The organism is Burkholderia sp. SIMBA_062 (genome assembly GCF_046534765.1).
Classification (GTDB): domain Bacteria; phylum Pseudomonadota; class Gammaproteobacteria; order Burkholderiales; family Burkholderiaceae; genus Burkholderia; species Burkholderia ambifaria.
The window spans coordinates 237,256-250,212 of the sequence record NZ_JAWRYD010000010.1; the positions used below are offsets into that span (position 1 = coordinate 237,256).

Annotated in this window: 14 protein-coding genes; 6 read left to right on the plus strand and 8 right to left on the minus strand. The window is 65.3% G+C overall.

The window, feature by feature from the left end; translation table 11 throughout:
* Positions 1-12 precede the first annotated feature (12 nt).
* Genes SB786_RS13750 through SB786_RS13760 form a run of 3 tightly spaced genes read left to right on the plus strand, consistent with a single transcriptional unit; the run spans position 13 to position 2,117 of the window.
* Entirely contained in the window at positions 13-1,146 is a 1,134-nt protein-coding gene (locus SB786_RS13750) for an acyl-CoA dehydrogenase family protein (RefSeq protein WP_410727923.1), read from the plus strand.
* A gap of 36 nt (positions 1,147-1,182) precedes the next feature.
* The gene (locus SB786_RS13755; protein WP_006756913.1) at positions 1,183-1,644 is read left to right on the plus strand and encodes a MaoC family dehydratase; all 462 of its coding nucleotides are present in this window, start codon (positions 1,183-1,185) and stop codon (positions 1,642-1,644) included.
* Positions 1,641-2,117 (plus strand): MaoC family dehydratase, encoded by a 477-nt coding sequence (locus SB786_RS13760; RefSeq protein ID WP_410727924.1) that lies wholly within the window; start codon positions 1,641-1,643, stop codon positions 2,115-2,117. Before SB786_RS13755 ends, SB786_RS13760 begins: the two co-directional genes overlap by 4 nt.
* A 50-nt stretch (positions 2,118-2,167) precedes the next feature.
* Here SB786_RS13760 and SB786_RS13765 read toward each other — a convergent pair whose 3' ends face one another.
* Both SB786_RS13765 and SB786_RS13770 read right to left on the minus strand, forming a co-directional pair.
* Positions 2,168-2,860, minus strand: coding sequence for a glutathione binding-like protein (locus SB786_RS13765; protein ID WP_410727925.1), 693 nt, complete (start codon positions 2,858-2,860; stop codon positions 2,168-2,170).
* 173 nt (positions 2,861-3,033) lie between these two features.
* Complete coding sequence (locus SB786_RS13770) at positions 3,034-3,825, minus strand: oxepin-CoA hydrolase, alternative type (RefSeq protein WP_410727926.1); 792 nt, start codon at positions 3,823-3,825, stop codon at positions 3,034-3,036.
* A 211-nt stretch (positions 3,826-4,036) separates the two neighbouring features.
* On the opposite strand from SB786_RS13770, the gene SB786_RS13775 reads away from it, so the two are divergent.
* Complete coding sequence (locus SB786_RS13775) at positions 4,037-4,693, plus strand: glutathione S-transferase (RefSeq protein WP_410727927.1); 657 nt, start codon at positions 4,037-4,039, stop codon at positions 4,691-4,693.
* A gap of 48 nt (positions 4,694-4,741) precedes the next feature.
* Here SB786_RS13775 and SB786_RS13780 read toward each other — a convergent pair whose 3' ends face one another.
* Together SB786_RS13780 and SB786_RS13785 are read right to left on the minus strand one after the other, a co-directional pair.
* A complete protein-coding gene (locus SB786_RS13780; RefSeq protein WP_410727928.1) occupies positions 4,742-5,914 on the minus strand; it encodes a pyridoxal phosphate-dependent aminotransferase in 1,173 nt (390 codons plus the stop codon).
* A 32-nt stretch (positions 5,915-5,946) separates the two neighbouring features.
* Positions 5,947-6,444 carry a putative toxin-antitoxin system toxin component, PIN family gene (locus SB786_RS13785; RefSeq protein ID WP_410727929.1) on the minus strand — a complete coding sequence of 166 codons (498 nt, stop codon included), beginning with the start codon at positions 6,442-6,444 and terminating at the stop codon, positions 5,947-5,949.
* A gap of 57 nt (positions 6,445-6,501) precedes the next feature.
* Here SB786_RS13785 and yaaA point away from each other — a divergent pair, with 57 nt between their 5' ends.
* The gene (gene yaaA / locus SB786_RS13790; protein WP_410727930.1) at positions 6,502-7,284 is read left to right on the plus strand and encodes a peroxide stress protein YaaA; all 783 of its coding nucleotides are present in this window, start codon (positions 6,502-6,504) and stop codon (positions 7,282-7,284) included.
* 137 nt (positions 7,285-7,421) lie between these two features.
* Positions 7,422-8,576 carry a M14-type cytosolic carboxypeptidase gene (locus SB786_RS13795; protein WP_410727931.1) on the plus strand — a complete coding sequence of 385 codons (1,155 nt, stop codon included), beginning with the start codon at positions 7,422-7,424 and terminating at the stop codon, positions 8,574-8,576.
* A gap of 85 nt (positions 8,577-8,661) precedes the next feature.
* Here SB786_RS13795 and SB786_RS13800 read toward each other — a convergent pair whose 3' ends face one another.
* The 4 genes from SB786_RS13800 to SB786_RS13815 all read right to left on the minus strand — a co-directional run bounded on the left by SB786_RS13800 (position 8,662) and on the right by SB786_RS13815 (position 12,451).
* The gene (locus SB786_RS13800; RefSeq protein WP_410727941.1) at positions 8,662-9,306 is read right to left on the minus strand and encodes a BspC domain-containing protein; all 645 of its coding nucleotides are present in this window, start codon (positions 9,304-9,306) and stop codon (positions 8,662-8,664) included.
* Positions 9,307-9,442: 136 nt separating this feature from the next.
* Positions 9,443-10,117, minus strand: a complete 675-nt coding sequence (locus SB786_RS13805) for an energy-coupling factor ABC transporter permease (protein WP_410727932.1) — start codon at positions 10,115-10,117, stop codon at positions 9,443-9,445.
* A gap of 75 nt (positions 10,118-10,192) precedes the next feature.
* Positions 10,193-11,023, minus strand: coding sequence for a LuxR C-terminal-related transcriptional regulator (locus SB786_RS13810; protein WP_410727933.1), 831 nt, complete (start codon positions 11,021-11,023; stop codon positions 10,193-10,195).
* Positions 11,024-11,233: 210 nt separating this feature from the next.
* Positions 11,234-12,451: a DUF2863 family protein gene (locus tag SB786_RS13815; protein WP_410727934.1), complete on the minus strand. Its 1,218-nt coding sequence runs from the start codon at positions 12,449-12,451 to the stop codon at positions 11,234-11,236.
* Positions 12,452-12,957: the final 506 nt, after the last annotated feature.

Sequence of the window (12,957 nt, forward strand, 5' to 3'; positions counted from 1 at the left end):
ACGGAGACAACCATGGATTTCAGCTTTACCGACGAGCAGCAACAGTTCGCCGACGCGCTGCGCCGCTATCTCGGCGAGCAGTACGGTTTCGACGCGCGCCAGGCCATCGTGCGCAGCGATGCGGGCGTGTCGGACGCGCAATGGAGCGCATTCGCGGAGCTGGGCCTGACCGCGCTGCCCGTGCCGGAGGCACAGGGCGGATTCGGCGGCGGCCCGGTCGACATGCTGGTCGCGATGCAGGAGCTCGGCCGCGCACTCGTGGTCGAGCCGTACTGGGCGACGGCGGTCGGCATCGAGGCGCTGCGGGTCGCCGGGTCCGGCACGGGCGACGATGCCGCGCTGCTGGAAGCGGTCGCACAGGGGCAGAAGCGCCTGGCGGTTGCGTTTCACGAATCGCGGGCGCGCTACGACCTGTACGAACTCGGCACGCAGGCGCGCGAGCAGGGCGGCGCTTGCCGGTTGACCGGCGCCAAGTCGGTCGTCCAGCACGGCGCACAGGCGCACGCGTGGATCGTGCCCGCGCGGGTCGACGGCGGCGGCATCGGCCTGTTCGTCGTCGAGCGCGACGCCGCGGGAGTGACGCTCGTCGACTATCGGACGATCGACGGCCAGCGCGCCGCGACGATCGAGCTGCATGAAACGCCCGCGCGGCAACTGACGGGCGGCGCACGCGATGCGGCCGCGCTTGAGCAGATTGCCGATTACGCGACCTTCCTGCTCTGCGCGGAAGCGGTCGGCGCACTCGACGAACTGAACCGCGCGACGGTCGAATACACGAAGACGCGCGAACAGTTCGGCGTACCGATCGCGCGTTTTCAGGCGCTGCAGCACCGGATGGTCGACATGCTGATTCACGCGGAGCAGGCGCGTTCGCTGACCTACCTGGCCGCGGTGCGATACGCGGGCGGCGATGCCGATGCGCGGCGCAAGGCGGTTTCGGCCGCGAAGGCGCGGGTCGGCGCGGCAGCACGCTTCGTCGGTCAGCAGGCCGTGCAACTGCACGGCGGTATGGGCGTGACCAACGAGGTCGCCGCCGCACACCTGTTCAAGCGGCTGTCGATCATCGAGACGACACTCGGCGACACCGATCACCACCTTGCGCGCATCGCGGCCCTGCCGGATTTCGCGCAAGCCGACGCGGCATGACGGCGACGCGCGGGCGCGCCAGAGGAGACACACAGAGTGGGTATCAGTTACGAAGATCTGGAACTCGGCAGTACGACCGAAATCGGCCGCTACACGTTCGAACCGGAGGACATCAAGGCGTTCGCGCAACGCTACGATCCGCAGCCGTTCCATCTCGACGAGGAAGCAGGCAAGGCATCGCCGTTCGGCGGACTGGTCGCGAGCGGCTGGCATACGTGTTCCGTGTTCATGAGCCTGCTCATCAAGAAGCTCGGGCCGGATTCGACCAGCATGGGCTCGCCCGGCATCGATTCGATCCGATGGCTCAAGCCCGTGCGTGCCGGCGACACGATCACGATGTATCAGAAGATCCACGACAAGCGCGTGTCGGCGAGCAAGCCCGACCGCGGCATCGTGTCGACGGAGTGGATCGGCATCAACGGCGCCGGCGACACGGTGATCTCCGTGCATAGCAAGGTGATCTTCGGGCTGCGCCATCCGCAAGGAGCGGGCGCATGACGGACGTGACACTGCCGCTGATCGCGTCGCCGCAGGCGCTGCGTGCACGGGTCGGCGCGGAACCGCTGGCGAGCGGCTGGGTCGAGATCGACCAGCGTCGGGTCGACGGTTTCGCCGACGCGACCGGCGATCGCCAGTGGATACATGTCGACCCCGAGCGCGCGCGGCGCGAGTCGCCGTTCGGCGGTCCGATCGCGCACGGATTTCTCACGCTGTCGCTGATTCCCGCGCTGATGGCCGATGCGATGCGCTTCGAGCAGAAGATGGGCGTGAACTACGGACTGAATCGCGTGCGGTTTCTGAAGCCGGTGCCGGTCGGCGCGCGTGTGCGCGCGCTGTTCGCGGTGAAGGAAACCGCGGAGGCCGCGCGGGGCGGCGTGCAGGTCACATGGTCGGTATCGATGCAGGCCGAGCGTCCCGACGCGCCGTTGCTTGTTTGCGCGGCGGAATTCATTACGCTGCACTACTTCTGATGTGCGCGGCGGCATCGACGGATGCCGCCGCGTTGCCCACGCGTGCTGCTTCAGTGCTTCGCGTATTGCGTTGCGCCGAACAGCATCTCGCGCGCCTTGTCGTCCTGCAATGCCTTGCGCAGCGATGCGAGGACTTCGACGCCGCGCTGCACGGCGGGACGCGCGGCAATCGCTTCTTGCCAGCGCTTCACGTTCGGCAGTTCATCGAGCACGATGCCCTGGTTTTGCCACGAACGCGTCCACGGGAACGTCGCGATGTCCGCGATCGTGTACGTGTCGCCCGCGAGATATTCGGATTCGCCGAGGCGTTTGTCCATCACGTTGTACAGGCGCTTCGCTTCGTTCGTGTAGCGATTGACCGCGTATTCGATCTGCTCCGGCGCGTAGAGGCGGAAGTGATGCGCCTGCCCGAGCATCGGGCCGATGCCGCCCATCTGGAACATCAGCCATTCGAGCGTCGCGTAGCGCGCCGCCGGGTCGGTCGGCAGGAACTTGCCGGTCTTTTCCGCGAGATACACAAGGATCGCGCCCGATTCGAACAGCGAGATCGGCTTGCCGCCCGGGCCGTCCGCATCGACGATCGCGGGGATCTTGTTGTTCGGGCTGATCTTGAGGAATTCGGGCTTGAACTGGTCGCCCGCACCGATATCGACCGGATGCACACGATACGCGAGGCCTGTTTCCTCGAGCATGATGTGTATCTTGTGGCCGTTCGGGGTCGCCCAGCTGTAGACGTCGATCATCGTCAACTCCTTCGTTGCATGCGCGAAAACGGCGCCGGCAGGACGCCGCGACAGGCGGTCATTAGAGCATGGATCGACGTGCGCCGCAGGCGGCGGGAAGGCGCGGCCGCGCGCCGGCGCACGAGTGTCGATGCGGCGACGGCGAGGCCGCTCGAACAGCGGGATTGCGCGGATCAGCGCTTGTAGCGCGGCTGCCGTTTCTCGAGAAACGCGGTAATGCCTTCGAACGCGTCCGCGTGATGCAGCGATGCGACGAAGTGATCGCGCTCCGTGCCGAGATGGGTCTCCAGCGGCTGCGCGGGTGCATCGTCGAGCAGCGACTTGATGCGCGTGAGTGCGTTCGGCGAGATGCCGGCAAGCGAGTCGGCCCACGCGAGCGCATCGGACAATGCGGCACCGGGCACGGCGAGCCGATTGACGACGCCGAGCGCATGCAGGCGTTCGGCCGCGACGGGCTTGCCTTCGAACAGGATTTCGGCGGCCAGCGCGCGCGGCAGCGCGCGTGCGAGGAACCACGAGCCGCCGCCGTCAGGCGTGAGGCCGACGCGCGCATACGACATCACGAACTTCGCGTCGTGTGCTGCGACGATCAGGTCGCACGCGAGCGCGAGCGAGAAGCCCGCGCCGGCCGCCGCACCTTCGACCGCCGCGATCACGGGTTTCGTCGAGCCGCGGATCGCCGTGATCCACGCGCCAAGCTGATCGATGCTGTCTGCCTGGTAGGACGGATCCTTCGAGCGGTTGTCGAGCAGCCGGTTCAGGTTACCGCCCGCGCAAAAGAAACGATCGGCCCCCGTGAGCACGACCGCGCGAATTGCGGGATCACGCTCGGTGGTGGCGAGCGCTTCGACGCCGGCCGCATACATGTCGGGATGCAGCGCATTGCGCGCGCCGGGATTGGACAGCGTGAGGACGAGCGTCGATTCGCTCTCGGGCGGCCGCGAGGCCAGCAGTTCAGCACTCATGCGAGTGTGTCTCCATCGGATGGCGAGGCTGCGGCGCCGCGCGTTGCGCAGGCTCGTTCGCATACCCATGAGGGTGCTGCCGCAGCGGATGCATTGTTGTCATGACGGACATGAAACTGCTTTAGACTAGCACGAACGTGCTTTTCAGCGCGACGAATCCTGACGCGGCCCGCGTTGCTGCGGCCGCGCTCCAGCAACGAAGGAGACTCCGATGCTACAGCTGTGCGGTATTCCGTTGTCCAACTACTACAACAAGGTGAAGTTCGTCCTGCTCGAACATGACATCCCGTTCGAGGAAGTGACATGCAGCTTGCCGATCGGCGATCCGGCATGGCTCGCCGATTCGCCGCTCGGCAAGATTCCGTTCCTGAAGACGGAAGAGGGGGCGCTGTTCGAGTCGCAGGTGATCATCGAGTATCTGGCAGCGCGTTATCCCGACAAAGCCATTTTCCCCGCGGGGCCGTTCGCGGCCGCGAAGGTGCGCGAACTCATCGAGACGCTCGAGCTGTATCTCGAATGGACCGCGCGCGAAGTCTATACGGAAGCGTTTTTCGGCGGCAAGGTCAGCGACGGGACCAAGGCGCATGTCGAGAAGCGCCTGCCGCGTGCGATCGATGCATTCAAGCGGATGACGCAATTCTCGCCGTACGTGCTCGGTGACACGTTCGGTCTTGCGGACATCGCCGCATCGGTCCATCTGCCGGTGATCGGGATGGCGACGAAGGCCCTGTTCGGCCGCGATTTCCTGCTCGACGCAGGCATCGACTGGAAGGCGCACGCGAAGCGGGTCGGCGAGCGGCCGGCCGCGCAGCGCGTGGCGGCCGATCGCAAGGCCTATGTCGAGGCGACGGGCACCGCGCGTTCGTAAGCGCGACCCGGGCACGGCGCGGGCCGCGTCTGGCCGCCCGTGCCGGACTTACAGGCGGGCGAGCCGATCGAGTGCGGACGCGAGCGTGCTTTCCTGTTTCGCGAAGCAGAAGCGCACGACGCCCGATTCGTGCGGCTCGTGATAGAACGCCGACACCGGAATCGCGGCCACGCCGATCTCCGACGTGAGCCACTTCGAGAATTCCGCTTCGGGCAGGTCGCTGATCGCCGAATAGTCGACGCACTGGAAATACGTGCCCGTGCACGGCAGCAGCTTGAAGCGCGTGCGTTCGAGGCCGGCGCGGAAGAAGTCGCGCTTCTTCTGGTAGAAGTCGGGCAGCGTCAGGTACGGTGCCGGGTCGCGCAGGTAGTCGGCGAGCCCGATCTGCGTCGGCGTGTTCACCGTGAACACGTTGAACTGATGGACCTTGCGGAACTCCGCGGTCAGCGCGGCGGGCGCCGCGACATAGCCGATCTTCCAGCCCGTCACGTGGTAGGTCTTCCCGAAGCTCGACACGATGAAACTGCGCTCGGCCAATTCCGGGTAGCGCGCGACGCTCTCGTGCCGGGCGCCGTCGTAGACCATGTGCTCGTACACTTCATCGGACAGGATCAGCACGTTGGTGCCGCGCACGATCTCCTCGAGCTTGCGCATGTCGGCCTCGCGCCACACGGTGCCGGTCGGGTTGTGCGGCGTGTTGATCATGATCATCCGCGTCTTCGGCGTGATCGCGGCGGCGAGACGATCGAACGGGATCGCGTAGTCGGGCGCCTCCAGCGTGACGAACACCGGCTTGCCGCCGGCGAGTTCGATCGACGGCAGATAGCTGTCGTAGGTCGGCTCGACGACGATCACCTCGTCGCCCGGATGCACCGCGCACAGGATCGCCGTGAGCAGTGCCTGCGTCGCGCCGGCCGTCACCGTGATCTCGGTGGCCGGGTCGTAGCGCCGGCCGTAGACCTGCGCGATCTTGCCGGCGATCGCGTCGCGCAGCGGCGCGACGCCCGCCATCGGCGGATACTGGTTGTGGCCGTTGCGCATCGCGGCCGCGACCGCGTCGACGATGCGCGGGTCACAGTCGAAATCCGGGAAGCCCTGGCCGAGATTCACGGCGCCTTTCTCGGCGGCGAGCGCGCTCATGACCGTGAAGATCGTGGTGCCGACGTTCGGCAGGCGCGATGGGAAAACGGGATTCGTAGGCATGTCGGAAGGAGCGTTCATCGATACGGTCGCAAGCGTGTTGCGTCGGCCCGTCAGGCCGGCGTGGTGGGGGTGGCCGACGCGGCATCGAGCGCGCAGGCTTCGGTAAACGGCGCGGGCTGCGCGATCCGGAAGCCGAAGTCGCGTGCGGTGCGCTTCGCGAGCTTGAGCAGCGCACGGTCCTTCGACACGAGCCAGTCGGCCTGCGCGGCGCGCGCGAGCTCGAGAAACTTCTGATCGTCGCGGTCCTTGCACTTCGGCAGCGGCGGCGCGTCGGCGCCGACGGGCGGCGGCTCGACGAGGCTCGTGAGGCGTGCGACGGTCGCGAGCGCTTCGGCCTTGTCGATCGCGCGCTCGCGGAATTGCGGGTAGTCGAGCACGAGCTCGAGCTCGTTCAGGCAGCGGCCGTCGATCACGGCGGCCAGCGTGCCGCGTTCGAGCGCAGCCCGGATCGGGCGTGTGGCAGGGTCGTCGAATACGAGTATGTCGATCCAGACGTTCGAGTCGAGCACGACGCGATGTGCGGCATGCGGGGCGGAGGAGCGGGTCATTCGTTACAATCGGTGGTTTTCGTCTGACCGCAAGGCACGGCGTGCCAGCGAGCCTCTATGATAATCGTTCTCTCTCCCGCCAAATCCCTCGACTACGATACGCCCGCCCACGTCCCGTCTTACACGAAGCCGGCATTCGTGGACGATGCGTCGGAACTGATCGACGGCCTGCGCAAGCTGTCGCCGCAGGACATCGCGACGCTGATGGACATCTCCGACCCGCTCGCGCGCCTGAACTTCCAGCGCTACGCGGACTGGTCGCCGACCTTCTCGCCGGCCAATGCGAAGCAGGCGGTGCTCGCGTTCAACGGTGACGTGTACGAAGGGTTCGATGCCAAATCGCTGTCGGTCGCCGATCTCGACTACGCGCAGCAGCACGTGCGCGTGCTGTCGGGCCTGTACGGGCTGCTGCGCCCGCTCGATCTGCTGCAGCCGTACCGGCTCGAGATGGGTACCCGTTTCGCGAACGCGCGCGGCAAGGATCTGTATGCGTTCTGGGGCGACCGGATCACGCGTGCGCTGAACGAGCAACTCGAGACGCGCAGCGGCGCGGCGCGCGTGCTGGTCAATTGCGCGTCGACCGAGTACTTCAAGTCGGTCAAGCCGAAACTGCTGGCCGCACCGGTCGTCACGCCGGTGTTCGAGGACTGGAAGGGCGGCCGCTACAAGATCATCAGCTTCCACGCGAAGCGCGCCCGTGGCCTGATGGCGCGCTATATCGTCGAGAACCGCATCGCCGAACCGGCGGCGCTGAAGGATTTCGCGATGGAAGACTACGCGTTCGACGCCGCTGCATCGAACGATTCGACTTACGTATATCGCCGGCGAATCGGCGAGTGACCCTATCGGCCGTTCACGAGACGGCCGGCGCATGCATGAGGCCGGGCGGGCGGCAAACCGCCCGTTCCGGTCGACAGCTTTGCATGGGCCCGGAGCAAGTGCTGAAGCACTAACTCCGGTCGACAGAGGAGAGACAGATGACCCTTTCGATCACCAGCAATTTCGACGCGGGCGCCATCGACGTCGTGTCGTGCGACAGCCCGGACGCGATCCGGCTGCGCGTGCGCGGCGACAACCGCTCGGAATTCGCACAATGGTTCTACTACCGCCTCACGGGCGCGCGCGGCGAGCGTTGCGTGATGTCGTTCGAGAATGCGGCCGAGTGCGCGTATCCGTCGGGATGGCATAACTACAGCGCGGTCGCGAGCTACGATCGCGTCGACTGGTTCCGCGTGCCGACCACATTCGACGGCAAGACGATGACTATCGATCATACGCCCGAGTTCGACAGCATCTACTACGCATATTTCGAGCCGTATTCGGAAGAGCGCCATGCGGCGTTTCTCGGCGCGGTCCAGCAGTTGCCGCAGGCGCGCGTCGTCGAGCTTGGCCGCACGGTCGAAGGCCGTCCGATGTCGTTGCTGACGCTGGGTACGCCGGAAGTCGACGGCGCGCCGAAGAAGAAGGTGTGGGTCATCGCGCGCCAGCACCCCGGCGAGACGATGGCCGAGTGGTTCATCGAAGGGCTCGTCAAGCGGCTGGCCGGATGGGGCGATTGGGCGGGCGACCCGGTGGCGCGCAAGCTTTACGACCGCGCGACGTTCTACATCGTCCCGAACATGAACCCGGACGGCAGCGTGCACGGCAACCTGCGCACCAACGCGGCGGGCGCGAACCTGAACCGCGAGTGGATGGAGCCCGATGCCGAGCGCAGCCCCGAAGTGCTGGCCGTGCGCGATGCGATCCATGCGATCGGCTGCGACATGTTCTTCGACATTCACGGCGACGAGGATCTGCCGTACGTGTTCGTCGCGGGTTCGGAGATGCTGCCGAGCTTCACCGAGCAGCAGCGCAAGGAGCAGACCGCGTTCATCGAGGCGTTCAAGGTCACGAGCCCGGATTTCCAGACCGAGCACGGCTACGCGGCGAGCAAGTACAAGGAAGACGCGCTCAAGCTCGCATCGAAGTATATCGGCCACCAGTTCGGCTGCCTGTCGCTGACGCTCGAGATGCCGTTCAAGGACAATGCGAACCTGCCCGACGAGCGGGTCGGCTGGAACGGCGAACGCAGCGCGGCGCTGGGCGCCGCGATGCTGGCGGCAATCCTGGTGCACGTCGAGACGTTCGCGTAAGCGCAACCGCCGTCGACATGAAAAAAGCCGGCACATCGTGCGATGCGCCGGCTTTTTCGCTTCTGTCGTTGCCGCTTCCGTCGGATCAGGACTTCTTCGCGGTTTTCTTCTTCACGGCTTTCTTCTGGCCGCTTGATTTCTTCGTTGCGACGGCTTTCTTGCCGGTGCGGCCGGATGCCTTGACCTTGCCGCGGTGCGACTTGCCCTTGAACTTCTTCGTCGACGACGAGCGCTCGACGCGCGGTTTCAACGGCGGCACGGGATCGTTCCAGCTGAACGCGAGCATTTGCTGACCGACATAGCCGCAGCGGAATTTCAGCGGTGTCGGCTCGCTGCCGTCGCTGTGGATGCCGAGGCCGTCCACGGCGACGATGTTGTCGACCTTCACGTGCTGCTTGCCTTGATCGAACGAATCGTTCCACGGCGTGATCGTCGCGTTGCCGTTTTCGAATGCGTTCGGCGCGAAGTCGACGCGGTTGAAGGCCGACGACGTGCTGGCGATGAAGCTACCGTGCGCCGCACAATCGGCGACGATCGGATCGGCATGCATCTCGTTGACGAATTTGTTGATCAGTTCGGAGCGCTGGTCGAGGAGGTCGGCGAATACCGGTGCCGGAAGCGCAAGCGACAGGCCGGCGACACAGGCTGCCAGCTTGCCGAGCGCCCGGAAAATCCGGAGCGAGGCAGGAGAGCTGTCCATCTGGTTATTGGTGAGGAGCGAATGAGGCATCGGGCAGGTATAGATGCCCGATGAAGAACAGGAGTTCAATCTTAGCGTAAAAAAGTTGGGCGGCAGTAGATGGCCCACTCTCCCGCGCTGCGGAAGCAGATTGCCGCGTGCGCCGATCGCATCGGGACAGGCGCACTCAGGCGCGCGGGCCGCCGAGTCGATAGCGCCGCACGTCGAACGTGGTGACCCACGCCGGACGATAGACGGCGATGAGCGCGGTCGCCATGCCGGTGAACCACGCTTCGCCAAGCGCGAGCAGCGCGGTGTTGAGCAGATAGCCGGCGGGAATCACGACGGGCACGCCGTCCGCGAGTGCGAGCTGGACGCCGGCCGCGGCCGCGGCCACGGCGACGATCGCGACGGCCGGAGACAGGAATCCCTGGCCGGTGATGAACGATGCGAGGTTGTGCGGGAGCCACGCGATCACCGCGCGCTGCAGCAACGCGGACACGGCGACCGGTAGCGCGCCGTAGATCAGATAGGTGAGGCCGATACCTTGCCACGGCGCATCGAAGACGATCGCGGCGATGCCCGTGACGGCACCCATCGCGATCAGCGCAAGCGTCCAGTCGAACAGCGTGACGAGCAGCGTCGCGCCGAGCAGGTGCATGACGATGCCGTCCTCGAGCCATGCATTCGAGGCCCACAGAACCGTAATTGCAGTGACGAGCGCGAGCCAAACGTGCTGGAGCGTTGCATCCTGCAGGCGGACGAAGGGACGATTCCAGAGCGCGAGCGCGAGCAGAGCCACGGCGCCCATCCAGCCGCCGATGCCAACCCAGAGCGGAAGCGGTGTGAAAAGAAAACCCATGCGTCCATATTACTCGTTGAGCATCAAAGGTGGGAATCCGCACTTGCTGACCGTCGCAATATCGATACTGTCCGACTAGCGTTCGCGCCGAAACCGCGCCGGCGGTTCGGCCGCGAGCGGCAGGTCCGCGGTGTTTGCGTCCGGCAGCGGATACGGACGGTTGTTCCGTTGCGTGCGCAGCGGAACCGGGCCGCGTTCGCCGATGGTCGGCTTGTCCGCACGCTCACGGTTCGCCAGCAGCACCTCGAGATGCGGCGACAGCCAGCCGTTGTAGATCGCGACGGCCGCGGCCCGGTTTGCCGCGCCAAGCTGCTGGAAGATGCTGGCGAGGTGGATCTTTACGGTGCCTTCGCTGATGCCGAGCGTGCGGGCGATCATCTTGTTGGTATTGCCCATGTGGACGAAGCGCATGATCTGCGCCTGTCTAGGCGACAGGAGGCGGCTTGCGGGGCGGCGCGGCAGCGATCCGGCGAGCGTCTGGAAATGGGCGTCGTGGCGTGCCGCGGCGGCGGAGGGCAGCAGGCTGAGCGCAATGGGCGGGATGTAGTGGCCGCCCAGCATGACCATTTCGAGAGCCCGCACGATCAGGTGCGGCCGCATGGAGTGGGGGATCACGCCCGCGACGCCATAGTTGTAGAAGCGCTGGATGGCTTCCGGCGTGGATTCGTCGATCAATACCGCGGCGGGCGTCGGCGAGCAGGCGCTGCAGAGCGCCTGCAGTTCGCTGAGCCGGCCGACGTCCAGCCAGTTGATCGCGACGAGGTCGAAACGCTGGGTGCGCAGCAGTCGGCGCGCCTGGAAACCGTCGGGCGCATCGTTGATGCTGGCGTGGCGGTCGATCTGCCGCAGCAGGGTCTTGAGTCCGTCACGCCGTTCGGCGTCTGAGTTCAGCACCAGGAACCGCATATTCAACCTCCATAAGGTGAGTCATTGATCTGCCGTCGGCATATCTTGGGTCCGATCATGACAAAGACCTTACACGATGTCTGCTTGGCTGAAAGGCTTAGGAAAAGTCCGAAATTTTGAATGGAGGGAAATGCGCGCGAGAAAAAAGCCGCTCCGGCAGGAACCGGGAGCGGCTTTGTCGGGCAGGCTCGGCGCGCCCGCGATGCGCGATTAGTGAAAATGCGGCTGGGCGGGCGATGCGTCTTCCGGCATTTCCGCATGGACGATCTCGCCGAGTGGGTCCGCATAGAGCGGCACGCCGCAGTCGTCGCAGTACTCGGGCTCGAAGCGGCCTGCGTGCCGCCGGACGTCGGTTACGCCGCATTCCTTCAGCAGACTCACGATTTCCTCCATCGGCCCTTCCATCGGCGCTTCGCCTTCGAGCGTCGCGTTATCGACCGACACGTCGCCGTTCTCGCGGCCGTAGAGCGGCCACACGACGCCATAGATCACGTCATTGCTGGCACGTCGCGTGAAGCCGACGCGATACTCGTCGATCCGGCGCTCCCCGAAGCCCGCGACCACGGCGCGCAGTTCCTGCGGTGCTGCACCAAGTGTGTCGAAAAGATAACGGATGGCCGTTCGGACCGTGTGCGGACGGATCCGCTCGTCCGCATCGCGGCAGGCCGAATAGTACGCGTCCGGAAGCAGACATTCGAACTCGCAGCCGGGGAGGGCAACCGACAGGCTCGGGCCGCCCTGGGCGGTCCACTGCTCGAGACACTGGCCGCGTTCGATCCGGTTGCCGTGCTCTTCTTCCTGCCAGCGGAACAGCGGTGCGCCGGCCGGCGCGGCAACCACGGCGAGCAGGAAGCGCGGGTCGGCGAGGATCGGCGAGGTTTCGGGCAGGTCGCCGAAGCTCAGCTTGGCGGCGTGCTGGCCGATTGCCGCATGCGCAAGCTGCTGGGCGAGCCGGTAGGTCTCGACGTGGTGGCGCGGCAGCTGGTCGATGCTGTACAGGAACGGGGCCAGTCCGACGAGCGTGCCGGTTGCGAGCACGTGCGCCTGCAGTTGCGTGCGCAGTGCGTCGGCGACATCGCCTTTCAGCGGACCTGACGGAATCATGTAGCGCGTCCACGCGAGAACGGGAACGGCTACCAGCAGTGCATCGTACGGCTGGCCGTCGTGCTCGATCACCATCGATTCACTGTGCGTCTCGGCCATGTCGGCGAGCGCGCCATAGGCATCGGGGTGGTTCTGCTGCAGATGGTCGAGTGCGGCGTCGAGCGTGGTCTGGTTGCCGTTGCGAACGATCTTGGCGAGCAGCGCGTCGAGCTTCGCTTCCCAGAAGCGATCCTCGATGCGGCTGCCCGAGGCGAAGAGCGCAAGCGACAGGCCGACCAGTTTGTCGGCGTCGGGGGGGAGACGTTTGGCGATTCGCTGGCGCATATTAAATACGTATAGAAAGAGGCGAAGAACCTCACATTCTAGTCCGTTCTTTGCACCATAAGCGGCCTTGTGCTCCGGCATGGCCGGAAGGCCGGCTCGACGGGGTGAAGAAAAATCCATCAAACCCCCTTGCGCTGTTCGAGGAGGCTGCCTACAATCACGCCTCTTTCGCGCTAACGGAAACGCAGCGCGGGAGGAAGGGAAGCGGTGCTGTTGGAGGTTGCTGTAGCGACCTCGATGCACACGAAGTTGAACCCCCGCCGTGGCAACGAAGCAGTTCAGAAAGTTGTTGACGAGCGAAGAAGGATGGTTCATAATTTCGCTTCTCTGCTGCTGAAAACGCAGCGCTGCCGGGAAACAGAAGGTTTCTCGCAGAAATGCTCTTTAAAAATTAACAGCCGATAAGTGTGGGCGCTTGATGGAAGCGAGCTGATCCTCGGATCAGATAGCGAAAGTATCAAGAGTCTCACACTAAAGTAAGTCAGGTTTATGAAGTGATTCATATT